The organism is Mesorhizobium sp. 8 (genome assembly GCF_006351905.1).
GTDB classification, from domain to species: Bacteria; Pseudomonadota; Alphaproteobacteria; order Rhizobiales; family Rhizobiaceae; genus Mesorhizobium; species Mesorhizobium composti.
Map to the genome: position 1 here is coordinate 1608339 of NZ_CP040914.1, position 16230 is coordinate 1624568.

Below are 16230 nucleotides of genomic sequence, written 5' to 3' on the forward strand. Positions count from 1 at the left end.
TCAACCCTTGAGGGCGTGGATATAGGCGACCGCGTCCCTCAGCGCCTGCGGGTCGGTCGACCGCATCTGATAGGCATAATTGCCCATGGCCCGGCTGAAGACCGGCTCGATCGCGTTGTGGCGCATGATCTTGTCGGCGTGCGCGGCTAGCACGTCGGCGTGGTCGTGCAAATAGGCGATGTGGTCCTTGCGGCTGGCATAGGCGGTGAAATACCTGCCCTTATGCGGTCCACAGGTGGCGTTCTTCACCGCCATGTTCGCCCATTCGGCATAGATATCGATGTCAAAGGAGTAGTTGATCGCGTCCGTCATCCATGCTCCCGGCGGGCGGATGTTGACCTCCAAGGCGACGATGCGGCCATCCTTCGTCTCGAACAGCTCGATGTGGAAGAAGCGCTCCTTCAGGGCAAAAGCCTTGACGATCTTCCTGCCCGCCTCCTCCACCTCCGGCGGCATTTCGGGCCGGCAGGTGTAGCTCATGTGCTTGTTCTTGTTGACGACGTCCATGATGGAGTCGTCGTACTTGGTCGAGGCGGCGAAGACGATCTCGCCGTCGCGGTCTACCAGCCCGTCATAGGTGACGACCAGCCCATCGATAAACTCCTCCATGACGAAGCTCATGCCGGGCGGCTTGATGCGGAAGAATTCGTCCAGTTCGGCGGCGTTGGAGATCTTGTAGGTATGCGCCGCGCCCGCGCCGGAATCCGGCTTGACCACCACCGGGTAGCCGGTCTTGCGGATGAACTCCATCGCACCCGAGCGCTCGGACGTCTTGCGCTGCGCGATGACGTTGACGCCCGCCTTGCGGAAGGCGGCGCGCATGCGGCTCTTCTTCTTGATGTTCTGCACGTAGTCGAGGCGGATGCCCTCGATGTTGAAGTCGGTGCGGATGCCGGCCTCGAGGTCCAGCCAGTGCTCGTTGAGAGATTCGAAGCGGTCGACGCGGCCCCATTGGTGGATGAAATGCCCCATCGCGCGAAAAGTCCGGTCGTAGTCCTCCATGTCGGCGATGCGGTAATATTCCGCCAGCGCGTCCTTGAGTTTGCCGGAGAGCGAGTCGTACGGCGCGTCGCCGATGCCGAGCACCGTGGCGCCCGCCTTCCTCAGCCGGTCGCAGAATTCGGCGCCGGTGGCCGGAAAATGCGGCGAGAAGAACACGAAATTCATGGGCATCCCCCTGAACGATCGGCGCGTTCGCGAGTGTGGCGCATTTGCGCGAACCGGGAAAGGGTTTCGAGCGCCCGGCAAACGCTTGCCTCCCGCCGATCCCTCCTGTAAGAGAGCCGCCATGATCACGCGCCGCACCGCAGCACACCGTCCGACCGGTTTCGCCGGCGAGACGCTGCGCGCGCTTTCCGCGACCCTTCTGCTTCTCGGCCTTATCGGCGATCGCCGGGCTCGCTGAAGGAGCGCCCGGCGGTCGTTTCGCCGCACGGCACCCATGCTCCTTGGCAAATCGTAACCAGCGAACCACAATCCGATAAGGCAATGCCTGTCACCGCGACGGCCTCGTGGCCGGTTCGGCAGGCAGCCGGGAGAACAAGACGATGAACGCACGACAGGAAATCCACGCCGATACGCAATCGGCGGCCAAGGGCATGCCGGACGCCGCCCGCAAATACGCCCCCTACCCCACCGTCGGCCTCCGGGACCGCACCTGGCCCGACAAAATCATCGACAAGGCGCCGATCTGGTGCTCGGTCGACCTGCGCGACGGCAACCAGGCGCTGATCGACCCGATGGGCCACGAGCGCAAGGCGCGCATGTTCCAGTTGCTGCTCGACATGGGTTTTCGCGAAATCGAGGTCGGCTTCCCCTCCGCTTCCCAGACCGATTTCGACTTCACCCGCTGGTGCATCGAGGAAGGCAATGTGCCTGACGACGTGGACTTGCAGGTGCTGGTGCAATGTCGGCCGGAGTTGATCACGCGAACCTTCGAGTCGCTTCAGGGCGCCAAGACCCCGATCGTCCATTTCTACAACTCCACCAGCGAGTTGCAGCGCCGCGTCGTGTTCGAGAAGGACGTCGGCGGCATCAAGAAGATCGCCACCGATGCGGCGAAGATGATCACCGACATGGCCGCGAAAGCAGCCAAGGAACCTGGACATCGCGGCTACCGCTTCCAGTATTCGCCCGAAAGCTTCACCGGCACCGAACTCGAGGTGGCGCTGGAGATCTGCAACGCGGTCATCGAGATCGTCGAGCCGACGCCCGACAACAAGCTGATCCTCAACCTGCCCTCCACCGTCGAGATGGCGACGCCCAACACCTATGCCGACCGCATCGAGTGGATGTGCCGCAACCTCGACAGGCGCGACTCCATCATCGTCTCGCTGCATCCGCACAACGACCGCGGCACCGGCATCGCCACCACCGAACTCGGCCTGATGGCCGGCGCCGACCGCGTCGAGGGCACGCTGTTCGGCAATGGCGAGCGCACCGGCAACGTCGACATCGTCACGCTGGCGCTCAACATGTACACGCAGGGCGTCGACCCGATGCTCGACTGCTCCGACATCACCCGGATGAAGGACGTCTACGAATATTCCAACCAGCTGAAGATCCCCGAACGCCACCCCTATGTCGGCGAACTGGTCTACACGGCCTTTTCCGGCTCGCACCAGGACGCCATCAACAAGGGCATGAAGGCGCTCAAGAAGGCCAACAAGGAATTGTGGGAGGTTCCCTACCTGCCGATCGATCCCGCCGACGTCGGCCGCTCCTACGAGGCGATCATCCGCATCAACTCGCAGTCCGGCAAGGGCGGCATCGCCTATGTGCTGCAAGCCGACTACGGGCTCAACCTGCCGCGCGGCCTGCAGGTGGAGTTCAGCCAGGCGATCCAGGCCATCACCGACGCCGAGGGCAAGGAGGTGCCGGTCAAGCGCATCTACCAGCAGTTCCTCGAGACCTATGTCGAGCAGCCCGGCGCGCGGCTGAAATACATCGAGCACCGCACCTATCCCGATACGGCGGTCAAAGGCCGCCGCATCGTCGAGGCGACGATCCTCGACGACGGCAGGGAGGTGACGATCTCGGGCACCGGCACCGGCCCGATCGACGGCTTTGTCGACGCGCTGTCCAAGCATGTCGGCGTGGCGATGTCGGTGCTCGACTATTCCGAGCATTCGATGCAGCGCGGCTCCAACGCCTCGGCCATCGCCTATGTCGAGATGGAGCATCCCGGCGGCAAACTGTTCGGCGCCGGCATCAACACCAACATTTCCGCCGCCTCGCTGGAAGCCGTGGTGTCGGCGGCAAACCGGATTGTCGGACAAAGTCGTTAAGAATCGACCGCTTGCCGAAATCGTCCTCCGGCCGGAACTTTTCGGCCGGGGGAAACAGGCGTTTCGCATGGTAAAACGCTTGTCGCCCGGGGCTGGCGCTATATAAGATTGGACTCCCTCTGTGCCGACTGGAGAGGTCCGACACTTGCGGCATTCCACGCCTGCTGCCCCCGCAGTGCGCGAGACGCTGGAACGGGTGCTTGCCAGCGAAACGTTCGCACGCTCCGAGCGTGCGCGCGACCTTTTGCGATATCTGGTCGAACGCGAGCAGGCCGGTGAAGCCGACCGGCTCAAGGGCTTTGCCATAGCCGTCGACGTCTTCGGCAAGGACGCCGATTTCGATTCCGCGACGGATGCGGTCGTGCGGGTGCAGGCGGGACGCTTGCGCGATCTGTTGCAGCTATATTCCGAAACCGAAGGCGCCGGCGACGCTTTCCGCATCACCGTCCCGCGCGGTTCCTACGTTCCGGTCTATGAGCAGAAGGAGGATCGCTCCTGCCCGCCGCAGGCCGGTTCATCCCGGAACGCACCCGATACCCTGACTACCCCTCTGCCGCTGGCTGCCGGTGCCGCAGCCATGCAGCAGGCCTCGCCGCTTCTGATGCGCCAGATCCAGTTCATCTGGCTCGCCATCGCGCTGGTCATCGGCATGCTCGGCGTGCTGATCGTGCGGCAGGGCAGTTTTCTTTCCGACACGACGGCGGCGGAAGCCGAGGCTTCGGAGGCCACTGCGAGCATCAGGGCGGCGTCCGCCATGGAAGCCTTGCCCACCGTCTACCTCGCCGTGAAGGCGGGCGGAACGGAAGCGGACAGGGTCGCCGCCGCCCTGCGCGCCGGCCTGACGAGCTTCGAGACGATCAGGTTCATCGGTCGAGACGTCAGCGCCGACCGCGACCGTTCGGCCGACGCCACCAGCTTCGTCTACGAGCTGCTGCCCGGCCCGGAGGCGGGCGGCGTCACCATCGAATTGCAGAACGTCGCGACCGACCGCGTCCTGCTGTCGCGAAAGCTGAGCCGGGCCGATGCCGCTCCCGCCGTGGTCGAGGATCGGATCGCCGACTTGCTGAGCACCACCGCCCCTGCCTCCGGCACCATCTACACGGCCATCGAGGAAAGCGGCGCACAGACCGGGCTGGTTCGCTGCCTGCTGCTCAACGAGGATTATTATCTCGACCAGAACGAGGAAACGCACGAGGCGGCCTATCGCTGCCTGCAGGCGCTCGCCGACCAGAACGCGAAATCCTCGCTGGTCTATGCGGAACTGGCTTCGCTGCATGTCGAGACGGTGACCGACCGCTACCTCTATCCGCCGAACGCCACCCTCGAGCAGGCAATGGTTCTGGCGCACAAGGCGGTGCAGAACGGAGCCACCAGCCCCGACGCGCACCGGATCTACGGCTACGTCAATGCCCGGTTGGGCAAGACCGACGAGTCGATCCGCTGGATGCGCAAGGCCTACGAACTCAACACCTACGACCTGTCGATGGCCGCGTCCTACGGCTATGCGCTGATCTTCGCCGGCCGCTATCGCGAAGGCACGCCGATCGTCACCCGCGCGGTCGAAGCTTCCAGCAGCCATCCGTCATGGTGGGATTTCGGCCTGTTCGTCGGCGCGTTCATGCAGGGCGACATGCGACGCGCCGGCGATGCCGCCGAGGCGCTGACCAGCGCGTCCACCAAGTCGCACTATCTCGCCGCGCGCCTCATCGTCGCCGATGCCACCGGCGACGACAAAGCCAAGCGCACGATCATGGCCGAACTGACGAAGGATTATCCCAAATTCGTCGCCAACCCGCGCAGGACCTTCATCCAGCGCAAATATCCCGCGGACCTGACCGACCGGCTGGTGGACGCCCTGCGGTCAGCAGGGCTCGGAGGCGCCTCTTGAGGCATCCGCCCTCTCCTGTCAGCGACCCTGACCGTCCATGACGGTATCGCTTTTCGCATCCGAGCGCGGCACCGGCAGCCGCACGATCGCCCTGCTGCACGGCTTCGGCGCCTGCCATCGCGTGTGGGACGGTATCTCAGCCGATCTTAGCGAAACGGCCCGCATCCTCGCCTACGATCTTCCGGGCCATGGCGCCTCGCTCGAAGTCCCCGATGCCGGTTCTCCACGCAAGGCGGCGCAGGCCATCGCGGCGGATATCGCCGCGCGCGGCCTGCCCCGCGTCCATCTTGTCGGCCACTCCATGGGCGGCGCGGTCGCCATGCTGACGGCGCTGGCCGCGCCCGGGCACATCGCCTCGCTGACCCTGCTGGCGCCGGGCGGCGTCGGTCCGGAGATCGACGCCCCGCTGCTCGCCCGCTACGCCCTCGCCGACAGCGCCGATGAGCTGGCCGCGTGCCTCGCCGCCATGTCCGGGCCGGACGCCAAGTCCCCTGCCGCGACCATCGAGGCCTTGCTGGCGATGCGCGGCGTGCCGGGCCAGACCGGCCGGCTGGCGGAGATCGCGGCGGCGATCACCCGCGACGGGCGCCAGGGCGTCATCCCGGCAGATCTTCTCGCTTCGCTCGCCATGCCCGTGCAGGTGTTGTGGGGAACGGACGATCCCGTCCTTCCCGCCGCGCAGGCGGACCGGCTTCCGGCCGCCTTCGCCGTCCGCCGGCTGCCGCGCGCCGGCCACATGCTGATCGAGGAGACGCCGCAAGCCGTCGTCGAGGCGATCCGCTCTGACCTGTTGCAAACCGTTCCCTGACCGCCATGACGAGTGCATTGGCCACGCTTCTGTGTTAACTCTCCGTTAACCGAACCACGAGGCAGCCCGATGCAGGACGCAGGCGAGAATGTGACCCCCATCGATCCGTCGCGAAAGCTTTCCGACGCTGTGCGCGAGGTGAAGAACGCCCTTGCCGACCGCGACGACGTGGTGGTCGACCTGCGCGAGGCTCATCGCATGCGCCTCGACCTGCTGGCGGCAGAACTGGCGCCGGTCTTCGCCGACGTGCCGGCCGACAACGACAGTTTCGATTTCGCCGTCTCCTCCGGCTTGCAGCCGCGTTTGTGGATCGACGCCGTCACCCATGTCGCGATGGGCCGCGACCGCCGCACCTACCGTTTCCTCAAGGATACCCGCATCGGCCGCGTGGTGCTGGCCGAATCGGCCGACATGAAGACAGTTGCCGACCATGTGACGCGCTATGTCGCCGAACGCGTGGTGGAGCGCGAGCGATTGATGGAAGGCGGCACCGAACCTGCGGCTGGTCTCTCGCGACCGCAGGTCGCCGAAGCCGAGCCGCCGATGCGACTGGCCGGCCAGGGGAACGCCGGCTTCTGGCCGACCGTCTTCTCCACCCTCGGCATCGTCACCGCCGGCGCCCTTGTCGGACTGGCGCTTGCAGCCCTCCTGTTCTGGGACCGGCTGTCGGCGATCAAGGTAAGCTTCTGACCGCCTCGGGCTCGACGCCAAGTTCGACCGTCTCGAGATCGGCCGGCGGCAGCGCAGGTCCCGAAAGGCCGCGCCGTGTCAGCCGGATACGCCAGGCGTCCGGCGATCCGTCGATCTCGAAGAGGTTGTATTGCGAGGCCGGATGCCGGCCACCCGGCGCCTGCCCGGCGGCGGCGACACCGACCACAGGAATGCGCGCGCCGCGCTTGCCCAACCAGCCCAATGTCGGCAGGTGCGAATGGCCGTGCAGCACCAGTTCGGCACCGTGGCGGGCCAGCGTCTTCTGGAAGCGGGAAATGCCGAACAGGCGCTTTTGCGGCGACACCGCTCCGCGCAGCGGCGGATGATGGATCATAACGACGCGGAAAAGGCCCTGCCTGCCCGTCTCTTCCAGTATCGTCCCCAAGCGCGCCGCCTGCCCTTCCTTGAAGAAGCCGTTGGCCATGAAGGGTGCGGTGGCGCGCGCGGTCGAGACGCCGATCAGCGCCACCGGCCCGCGCACGCGCAGATAGGGAAAGCCGTTGCGGTCGACCGGCGCATGGCCGTCGTCGCCGGTCATCCACGCACCCCACGCCCGGCAGGCCTTGTGGAAGGCGCCCGGAACATAGGCGTCGTGGTTGCCCGGCACCACCGACACGTCGGCGGGCGAACCCAGCGTTTCCAGCCACAACCGCGCCATCTCGATCTCGCCGTCCAAAGCGAGGTTCACCAGATCGCCGGTGACGGCAAGATGATCCGGCCCGGCCGCCCTGATGTCGGCCACCAGCGTCTCAAGCACGCTGTCGTGCATGTGCCGGCGCCGGTTGCGCTGCCAGTTGACGTAGCCGACCACCCGCTTGGAGGCGAGGTCGCGATAGGTTACAGGAGGCAGGGGGCCGAGATGGACGTCGGAAATATGCGCAAGCCGGAACATATCCCTTTCTTACGGGACGGATGCGCGCCTTTCCACACATGGTTTCGCACCCGATGACGGATAGCCAAGTGGAAACGGCATTCCGCCAGACCGGCTGGCCGGGCCTGCGTGCGAAACTGTTCCATCTCTATTTCGTGCTGAGCCGGCCGATGACGCTCGGCGTGCGTGGCCTGATTTTCGACCGCGCGGCGAACGCGGTCTTCCTCATCCGCCATACCTACGTGCCCGGCTGGCAGCTTCCCGGCGGCGGCGTCGAGCGCGGCGAGACGATGGAGGAGGCGCTGGCGCGCGAGATCGCCGAGGAGGCCAACATCACGCTGACGGCACAGCCGCAGTTGCGGTCGATCCATTTCAACCGCCGCTCCAGCCCGCGCGACCACGTCGCCTTCTATCTCGTCGAGGCGTTCAGCCAGTCGGCGCCCAAGCTGCCGGACCGCGAGATCGCCGAAGCCGGTTTCTTTTCCCTCGACAGCCTGCCCGACGGCGTGACGCCGGCGACGCTCAGGCGCATCGCCGAGGTCTTCGGCGACGCGCCACCCTCGCCCGATTGGTAATCGGCCTACTACTCAACCGGCGAGCAAGCGGGCACGGTCGTGCGGCGCCGTATAGTCGACCTCCGGTCCCACCGGCACGATGCCGGTCGGGTTGATGGTCTTATGGCTGCCGTAATAGTGCCCCTTGATGTGGAGAAGGTTCACAGTCTCGGCCACGCCCGGCACCTGGTAAAGCTCGCGCAGATAGTTCGACAGGTTCGGATAGTCGGCGATGCGGCGCAGATTGCACTTGAAATGGCCGACATAGACCGGGTCGAAGCGCGCCAGCGTCGTGAACAGCCGCCAATCCGCCTCGGTGATGCGGTCGCCGACGAGGTAGCGCTGGCGTGACAGCGTCTCCTCGATCCGGTCGAGCGTCGAAAACAGCTCGCCGAACGCCTCCTCGTAGGCTTCCTGCGTGGTGGCGAAACCGGCGCGGTAGACGCCGTTGTTGATCGCCGGATAGACGACCGCGTTGATGACGTCGATGTCCGCGCGCAACGCTTCGGGGTAGAGGTCGATACCGGCATCCCCCCATTCGTCGAAGGCCGAGTTCAGCATGCGGATGATCTCGGAAGACTCGTTGTTGACGATCGTCTGTTCCTTTTTGTCCCACAGCACCGGCACGGTGACGCGGCCGGAATAGGCCGGATCGGCCTTGGTGTAGATCTGGTGGAGGAATTCCAGACCGTAGAGCGTGTCGCCGGTCGCGCCCTCCTCGGCCAGGAACGTCCAGCCGTTCTCGCCCATGTGGTAGTGGACGACGGAAACGGAAATGACGTCCTCTAGCTTCTTGAGCTTGCGGAAGATGAGCGTGCGGTGCGCCCACGGGCAGGCCAGCGAGACGTAGAGATGATAGCGCCCCGGCTCGGCCTTGAAGCCGCGCGTACGGCCCTCGGCCGGTTTCCCGTCCACCGTCACCCAGTCGCGCCACTGCGACTGGCCGCGCACGAAGCGGCCACCGCTTTCCTTGGTGTCGTACCAGCGATCCTGCCACTTGCCGTCGACCAGAAGGCCCATCGTCGTTTCCTTTCGTTTGCTGCCGTCCATGTAGGCCATCGCCCCACACGGCAAAAGCGCGAGCGGGGAAACGCACCGTCAACCGATACGCCCGCGCAAAAGCCCGATTGCGGGCACCGGAATTTGATGCTAGCGGAGACCATCATGTTCGATATCTTTGCCATGCTCCGGTTCGACCGACGACGAAAGGACGCCCGCGCCTGAGGCGCGCCATTGGCGAACGCTGCCTTCGTGCAGCAATCCTTTCCCGTACCCCGGAACGCAAAGACCATGAGCCTTGCCGACATCGCTTACCTGCCGGAAACACCGGCGCACGACCCCGAAATCGACGTCATCAACGAGGAAGCCTTCGGGCCGGGGCGTTTTGCGCGCGCCGCCTACAAGATCCGCGAGGGCGGGCCGCACGAGCGGGCGCTGTCCTTCGTGGCAATGGACGGGAATGCCGTCGTCGCATCCGTGCGCATGACGCGCATCGTCGCCGGCAAGGGAAGCGCCGTGATGCTCGGACCGCTGGCGGTGCGCCCCACGCACAAGAACGTCGGCATCGGTCGCCGGCTGGTGGCGATGGCGTTGGAAGCCGCCGCCAAGGCGCATGTCCCTGCCGTCATCCTCGTCGGCGACGAGCCCTATTACGGACCGCTCGGCTTCACCCGCATCCCGCGTGGTCAGATCGCCATGCCGAGGCCCGTCGATTACGACCGCGTACTGGCCCACGAAATAAAGCGCGGCGCGGTAGCGAAGCTGACCGGCATGGTCCACCACGCCGACGCCGTGCCGACCGACGAGTTGGCCTGACCGTCTCTACCGGTTGCGCCCGCGCCCGCACCCCCATAGCATCGGCATTCATCATCGGGAGAAGACGGATATGAACCCAGGCGGCCAGACAGCGATCGTCACCGGAGGCGGCTCCGGCCTCGGCGAAGCCACGGCGCGGGCGCTGGCCGCGCGCGGCGCCAAGGTGGCCGTGCTCGACCTCGGGGCGGATCGCGCCGCCAGGGTCGCCGCCGAGATCGGCGGCGTCGCCGTGCAATGCGACGTGTCCAGCGCCGACAGTGCTGCTGCCGCAATTGCCGAGGCGACAGAAAAGGCCGGCCCCGCCCGCATCCTCGTCAACTGCGCCGGCATCGCCATCGGCGTCAAGACCGTCGGCAAGGACGGCCCGCACCCGCTCGACCAGTTCCGCAAGGTGCTCGAAGTCAACCTCGTCGGCACCTTCAACATGATCCGCCTGTTCGCGGACCAGGCGTCGAAGCTGGACGCCCTGGAAGGCGGAGAGCGCGGCGTCATCGTCAACACAGCCTCCGTCGCCGCCTATGACGGCCAGATCGGCCAGGCCGCCTATTCGGCCTCGAAGGGGGGCGTCGTCGGCATGACGCTGCCGGTGGCGCGCGACCTCGCCCGCTCCGGCATCCGCGTCTGCACCATAGCGCCCGGCATCTTCAAGACGCCGATGATGGCCGGCATGCCGCAGGAGGTGCAGGATTCGCTCGGCGCCGCTGTCCCCTTCCCGCCCCGCCTCGGCGAGCCCTCGGAATATGCCGCCCTTGCCCTGCATATCGTCGACAACCAGATGCTGAACGGCGAGACGATCCGCCTCGACGGCGCCATCCGCATGGCACCGAAATAGCCGGCATGCTGGCCATGGGGCCTGTCCCGCAGAAATCCGGCCCACTGGCCGGCCTGACCGTGGTGGAAATGGCCGGCCTCGGCCCGGTGCCGCTGGCCGCCCTGATGCTGTCGGAAATGGGCGCCGAGGTGTTGCGCATCGAACGCACCGACGCCGGGCGGCCGTTCCTGTCGCTGCCGCCCGAATACGATCTCGATCGCCACGGCCGCATCATCCTCAAGGCCGACCTGAAGCGCCCTGAGGGACGGGCCCTGATGCTGCGCCTGCTTGGCAAGGCCGACATCCTGATCGAAGGCTTCAGGCCGGGCGTCATGGAACGGCTCGGCCTCGGACCGGCCGAGGCCGCGGCCGCCAATCCCGGCCTCGTCTACGGCCGCATGACCGGGTTCGGCCAGGACGGCCCGCTCGCCGGCCGCGCCGGCCACGACATCACCTATCTGGCACTGTCGGGAGCCCTGCACGCGATTGGCCCGCAGGACAAGCCGCTGCCGCCGCTCAACTTGGTGGCCGACTATGGCGGCGGCACCATGATGCTGGTCGGCGGTGTGCTGGCGGCCTTGGTCGAGCGCGGCCGCACCGGCAAGGGCCAGGTGGTCGACGCGGCCATGGTGGAGGGCGCGGCGATGTTGTCGGCGCCGCTGTACGCCTATATGGCGGCCGGCCTGTGGCAGGATGCGCGCGGCGTCAACCTGCTCGACGGCGGCGCGCCGTTCTACGACACCTATGAGACGGCGGATCGGCGCCATGTCGCCGTCGGCTGCCTGGAGCCGCAATTCTTCGCCGAATTCGCCCACCTGCTGCCGTTGGACGAGCGTTTCGTCCCCGGCCAGTACGACCGCGGCCTATGGCAAGACATGCGCACGGCAATCGCCGGCCGCTTCCTCCTGAAAACGCGCGACGAATGGACAGCGACCTTCGCCGACAGCGACGCCTGCGTGGCGCCGGTGCTGAGCCTGGCAGAGGCGAAGGACCATCCCCACAACCGCGCCCGCCGGACATTCGCGAAGGCCGGCACTCTGGAGCGCCCTGCCCCGGCGCCGCGCTTTTCGCGGACGCCTTCCGCGATCGCAGGCCCGCCGGGCGACGGCCGCGAACCGCTCGCTGCCGCGCTGGCGCGCTTCGGTCTGACCGTGAAGGAAACCGAGGGGCTTGTCAGCAGCGGCATACTTGTTCAATAACTGGCCAATAACTGGATTGAATAAGTAGACTTTACGAGGACCGCCGTGCAGGAACCGAAGAAGGACGTCATCCGCGAAACCGACGCGGCGGCGATCAGGCAGGCCAGAACGCTGGTGCGCAGCGCCCGTTTCGGCGCGCTGGCGGTGCTGGAGCCGCAAACCGGAACGCCGCTGGCAAGCCGGGTCGGCGTCGCCACCGACCTCGACGGCACGCCGCTGATCCTGATTTCCATGCTTTCGGCCCACACGGGCGCGCTGCTCGCCGATCCGCGCTGCTCGCTGCTGGTCGGCGAGCCCGGCAAGGGCGACGCGCTGGCGCATCCGCGCATCACGCTGGTCTGCCGCGCCGCCAGGCTGGAGCGCGGCACGCCGGAGCATGCCCGCGCCGAACGCCGCTATCTCAACCGCAACCCGAAGGCCAAGCTTTACGTCGGGCTGGGCGACTTCTCCTTCTTCCGGCTGGAACTCGAACGCGCCAGCCTGAACGGCGGCTTCGGCAAGGCCTATCTGTTCAAGCGCGACGATCTCATTGTCGCTGGTCCGGTGACCGAGGCGCTGGCCACCAGCGAGCAGGGCGCGCTTGACCACATGAATTCCGACCATCGCGAGGCCATCGACATCTATGCCAGCCACTATGCGGGCGCGACCGGCGACGGCTGGGTGCTGACGGGCTTCGATGCCGACGGCATGGACCTCGCGCGCGGCGACGAGGTGCGGCGCGTCTCCTTTCCCGAACAGCTCGCCGCCGCACAGGACCTGCGCGTCAAGCTTGTCGAAATGGCGAAAGCCGGCCGCGCCGCGTAGACGGCTTGACCGCAACGTTTCGATCATGGGTTGAGATTTGAGCGGAATGGTCTACGGTTCGAAGCGCACCTGCCAATGGCAGCGTGATGCGGCACACAATCTGACCAGCGGACGCCAGCGCCCCCATGGCATGCCGGGTCATTGAGATTATGGGGCAACGATGGCTTCCGACAAGCTGATCGCCGACACCGAGGCTGCGGCGGCATTCCTGGCCTTGATGGCCAACGAAAAAAGGCTCGCTATCCTGAGCCACCTTATCGACGACGAACTGTCGGTGGGCACCATTGCCGAGCGCGTGGCGCTCAGCCAGTCCGCTTTGTCCCAGCATCTGGCGAAACTGCGCGGCCTCGGCCTGGTCGAGACGCGCCGCGACCGCCAGATGATCTACTATTCCTGCCAATCCGATGCGGTACGGCAGTTGCTGGACCTTTTGGCGACGCTGTTTTCCGCGTCGGGCCGTGAGGCGGCGCCGCTGCATCTGAACGCGACGGGAACTTGACCGCCCGGCGGCATCGGCCCTATCCGGCGGCACGAACTGCTGGACCGCGATGGAACCGATTCGCATAGACGATCCCGCCGACCCACGGGTCGCCGCTTTCCTCGACATACGTGAGCGCGACCTCGCCGGGCGGCAGGGCCGCTTCGTCGCCGAAGGCAAGGTCGTGCTGGACGTCCTGCTGACCGGCAGCCGCTTCGAGGCCGAATCGGTGCTGGTCCTGGAAAACCGGCTGGCCGGCCTCGCCGACATTCTGGAAAAGGCGCCGCCCGCCCTGCCCGTCTACGTGGTTTCAGCAGCCGTCATGGACCGCATCGCCGGCTTTCCCATGCACCGCGGCATCCTCGCCATCGGCCGCAAGGGGCAGGAAATACCGGCCGCGGATGTGCTCGCCGCCCTGCCCGAGCGCGCTTTGGTGCTGGTGCTCGTCGGCATCGCCAACCATGACAATATCGGCGCGATCTTCCGCAACGCCGCAGCCTTCGGCGCCAACGCAGTGTTCCTAGATCCGACCTGCTGCGATCCGCTCTACCGCAAGGCGATCCGCGTCTCGGTCGGCGCAGCCCTCAAGGTGCCGTTCGCCGTTATCCCCGACGTCGGTGCCTTTACCGGACTGCTGGCTGAAAGCCGGTTCGACAGCTTCGCCCTGTCGCCGCGCGGCGACCTCGACATCCGGCAGGCCCGGCATCGCGGCAGGGTAGCGCTCTATCTCGGAACCGAGGGCGAGGGCCTGCCCGAACCCCTGCTGGGGCAGATGCGGACGCTGCGCATCGCTATGGCCAAAGGGTTCGACAGCCTCAACGTGGCGGCCGCTTCCGCCGTCGCGCTGCACCACTTCTTTGATGGTTCCGACTGACGGAAACCGGCGCAGGGGCTACGACCGGGAAGGTTCCCCCTGCCCTTCCTTTTGGAGCGCCCGCACGCGGTCGGCAAGGCTCATCATCCGCGCGCCGTCCTGGGCACCGGCCGGCGCGGCAAGCGCCTTGGCGATCGGCGAATCCGGACCGTCCAGCTTCATGACAAGGGTGACGACCTCCGCCGCCAGATCATGCATTTCCTCGCGCAGCGCAGCCGCGCCACCGCTCACAGGTAGCAGCTCGGCCTTACCTGCCGTGGCGGCGGCGAGATCGGCCTTGAGGCGCTTGTTTTCGCGCAAGAGCGCCGTCAGCCTCGCCTCCAGCCGCTCGCGCTCGGCCTCGCCGCCTTGCGGCGTTTGTCCGGCTGCGCCAGTGTCGCCCTGTGCCACCCCGCGCAGGCGTGCCAGTTCCTTTTCCCGGCGGTCCAGCTTGTCGTCGCGATCGGCGACCGTCGCCATCAGGCGATCCAGCTTCTTCTCGAACTCCGCCGCCTTCTTCCGTTCGGCCGCCAATGCCTCGCGGCCCAACTTGCTCTCGGCCAGCGCGTCGCTCCTGGCCTTGTCGGCCTCCTTGCGCTGGTTGCGCAGCGCGGCGATCTCGGCGGCGAGCTTTTCCAGTTCCGCTTCGCGCGCGACAAGCTCGATCTGCCGGTTCGATGACGAGAAGCTGGCCTCGTCGTACATCTGGCCGAGCTTGTCGAATTCCCTGGCGCGTTCCTGCAGCAGGTGCTCCGTCTCGCCGACCTTGCCGGTGAGATCGCGAAGCTGCCCGTCACGCTCGGCAAGGGCCTTTTCCACCTGTTCCTTGCCGGCCTGAAGCGCGGCAAGAGCGCCGTCCTTGCGCTCGCCTTCGGCGGCCAGCGCCTTCAGGTCTTCCCCGGCACGGCCGATTTCGACCAGCTGCGCCGCCAGCTTTTCCTTGAGGGCCTTCGTCTCGACTTCCAGCTTGCGCACGGAAACGGCGAACTCGGCGCGAACGCGATCCTTGTCGGCCTGGATCTCGGCCAGCGTGAGCGGCATCGTCGACTCGATGCGCTTGCGCGTCAGCGCCACCGCCCGGCGCCAGACAGCCGGCGCGACCAGGACGGTCAGGAAGCCGGCACAAAGCAGGCCGAGCACGAAGAACAGGATCGACTGGACCAACACGCTTTACCCCTGGGACGGCCGGCGATCCGCCGGCACCCGTCCTTCTGGCATGGCCGAAATCGGCGGCCCCGGCAAGAGCCGAGGCCAGGCTCGAGTGCCGGTCAGAACGGATTCCAGGTCGGTTGTTGCGTCAGTTTCAGGTAGCCGAGGTTGACGCCGAGGCGGGCGCCGACGCCGGTGCGGATCGGCACGAGCAGCACGTTGCCGGCCTTGAGTACGTTGAAGCCGATGCCGGCGACGACATAGGCCGAGCCCGATACGCCGCCGAAGCGGTTGTAGAGGCTGCCGACGTCATCGAGATTGTAGACCAGCATCATCACGCGCGAGCCGTTGCCGCCGAAATCCCAGCCGAGCGAGGGCCCCTGCCAGTAGACCTTATGGTCGCCGGCATTCTTCGTGTAGAGCGTGCCTTCGCCATAGGTCAGCCCGCCGATGATCGCGCCGGACCCCTCCTCTCCCAAAAGATAGCCGTTGGGCAGGCCGTAGGAGGCGAAGATCTTCTCCACCACCGTCGCAAGGCCCCCCGATGTCTCGCCGAAGAAACGGTGGCCGGAATCGACGATCTCCTGCGCCGTATATTCCTGCGCCCGCGCCGCCGGCGAAAAAGCAACCAGCCCGCCAAGGGCAACCATCAGGGCGATGAAACGCAAAAGGCTCGGAGAGCCGAATCGGGAAAGCATGCTTCCAATCTCCGTCAGGGAGCACCTTCGCCGACGCCTCGCACCCTACGGCTCTTGATCGGCCGCTTAAGGTGATTCTTGAACGGCAAACTAGGCCGTAATCCTTTTTCAACCATTAAGCTCGCACATGAACATGGCGGTTCGAGGGCCGCACGTCCTGTCGCCTGCCGAATGATTTGCAATTTCGGCAATTCCAGATTTACTCCTGTACACATATGTATCGTACATCGAGGAACCCGAGGGGAAACGGTATCCGTGCGGGGACCGCGACGACGTGCCGTCGTTTTGATATCGTCTGATTTTG

16 protein-coding genes are annotated in these 16230 nt (G+C 66.2%); 11 read left to right on the top strand and 5 right to left on the bottom strand.

Features of this window, described 5'->3' with window-relative positions; translation table 11 throughout:
• Positions 1–1167, bottom strand: a complete 1167-nt coding sequence (locus FGU64_RS07640) for an ATP-grasp domain-containing protein (protein WP_139951948.1) — start codon at positions 1165–1167, stop codon at positions 1–3.
• Between the two features lie 380 nt (positions 1168–1547).
• On the opposite strand from FGU64_RS07640, the gene leuA reads away from it, so the two are divergent.
• The 4 genes from leuA (at position 1548) to FGU64_RS07660 (ending at position 6673) form a co-directional block, all read left to right on the top strand.
• Positions 1548–3287 (top strand): 2-isopropylmalate synthase, encoded by a 1740-nt coding sequence (gene leuA, locus FGU64_RS07645; RefSeq protein WP_139951951.1) that lies wholly within the window; start codon positions 1548–1550, stop codon positions 3285–3287.
• Between the two features lie 145 nt (positions 3288–3432).
• Entirely contained in the window at positions 3433–5175 is a 1743-nt protein-coding gene (locus tag FGU64_RS07650) for a hypothetical protein (RefSeq protein ID WP_139951954.1), read from the top strand.
• Between the two features lie 37 nt (positions 5176–5212).
• Positions 5213–5983: an alpha/beta fold hydrolase gene (locus tag FGU64_RS07655; protein ID WP_139951957.1), complete on the top strand. Its 771-nt coding sequence runs from the start codon at positions 5213–5215 to the stop codon at positions 5981–5983.
• A 69-nt stretch (positions 5984–6052) separates the two neighbouring features.
• Positions 6053–6673, top strand: a complete 621-nt coding sequence (locus FGU64_RS07660; RefSeq protein WP_139951960.1) for a hypothetical protein — start codon at positions 6053–6055, stop codon at positions 6671–6673.
• Here the strand turns inward: FGU64_RS07660 and FGU64_RS07665 are convergent.
• Positions 6657–7586 (bottom strand): metallophosphoesterase, encoded by a 930-nt coding sequence (locus FGU64_RS07665; RefSeq protein WP_139951963.1) that lies wholly within the window; start codon positions 7584–7586, stop codon positions 6657–6659. The genes FGU64_RS07660 and FGU64_RS07665 overlap by 17 nt on opposite strands.
• A 68-nt stretch (positions 7587–7654) precedes the next feature.
• Between FGU64_RS07665 and FGU64_RS07670 the strand changes: the two genes are divergently transcribed.
• Complete coding sequence (locus FGU64_RS07670; protein ID WP_230978802.1) at positions 7655–8140, top strand: NUDIX domain-containing protein; 486 nt, start codon at positions 7655–7657, stop codon at positions 8138–8140.
• Positions 8141–8152: 12 nt separating this feature from the next.
• Here the strand turns inward: FGU64_RS07670 and FGU64_RS07675 are convergent, their stop codons facing one another.
• Positions 8153–9139: a glutathione S-transferase family protein gene (locus FGU64_RS07675; RefSeq protein WP_136359074.1), complete on the bottom strand. Its 987-nt coding sequence runs from the start codon at positions 9137–9139 to the stop codon at positions 8153–8155.
• Between the two features lie 270 nt (positions 9140–9409).
• Here FGU64_RS07675 and FGU64_RS07680 point away from each other — a divergent pair, with 270 nt between their 5' ends.
• The 6 genes from FGU64_RS07680 to FGU64_RS07705 all read left to right on the top strand — a co-directional run bounded on the left by FGU64_RS07680 (position 9410) and on the right by FGU64_RS07705 (position 14100).
• Complete coding sequence (locus FGU64_RS07680; RefSeq protein WP_139951966.1) at positions 9410–9934, top strand: N-acetyltransferase; 525 nt, start codon at positions 9410–9412, stop codon at positions 9932–9934.
• Between the two features lie 70 nt (positions 9935–10004).
• Positions 10005–10766 (top strand): 3-hydroxyacyl-CoA dehydrogenase, encoded by a 762-nt coding sequence (locus FGU64_RS07685; RefSeq protein WP_139951969.1) that lies wholly within the window; start codon positions 10005–10007, stop codon positions 10764–10766.
• 14 nt (positions 10767–10780) lie between these two features.
• Entirely contained in the window at positions 10781–11944 is a 1164-nt protein-coding gene (locus tag FGU64_RS07690) for a CaiB/BaiF CoA-transferase family protein (RefSeq protein WP_139955299.1), read from the top strand.
• Positions 11945–11989: 45 nt separating this feature from the next.
• On the top strand, positions 11990–12748 hold the full coding sequence (locus FGU64_RS07695; protein WP_139951971.1) for a HugZ family protein: 759 nt from the start codon (positions 11990–11992) through the stop codon (positions 12746–12748).
• Between the two features lie 160 nt (positions 12749–12908).
• Complete coding sequence (locus tag FGU64_RS07700; RefSeq protein ID WP_139951974.1) at positions 12909–13247, top strand: metalloregulator ArsR/SmtB family transcription factor; 339 nt, start codon at positions 12909–12911, stop codon at positions 13245–13247.
• A gap of 49 nt (positions 13248–13296) precedes the next feature.
• Complete coding sequence (locus tag FGU64_RS07705) at positions 13297–14100, top strand: RNA methyltransferase (RefSeq protein ID WP_139951977.1); 804 nt, start codon at positions 13297–13299, stop codon at positions 14098–14100.
• Between the two features lie 18 nt (positions 14101–14118).
• Here the strand turns inward: FGU64_RS07705 and FGU64_RS07710 are convergent, their stop codons facing one another.
• On the bottom strand, positions 14119–15246 hold the full coding sequence (locus tag FGU64_RS07710) for a hypothetical protein (RefSeq protein ID WP_348639788.1): 1128 nt from the start codon (positions 15244–15246) through the stop codon (positions 14119–14121).
• Between the two features lie 101 nt (positions 15247–15347).
• Positions 15348–15878, bottom strand: a complete 531-nt coding sequence (locus FGU64_RS07715; protein WP_230978806.1) for an EipA family protein — start codon at positions 15876–15878, stop codon at positions 15348–15350.
• Positions 15879–16230 lie beyond the last annotated feature (352 nt).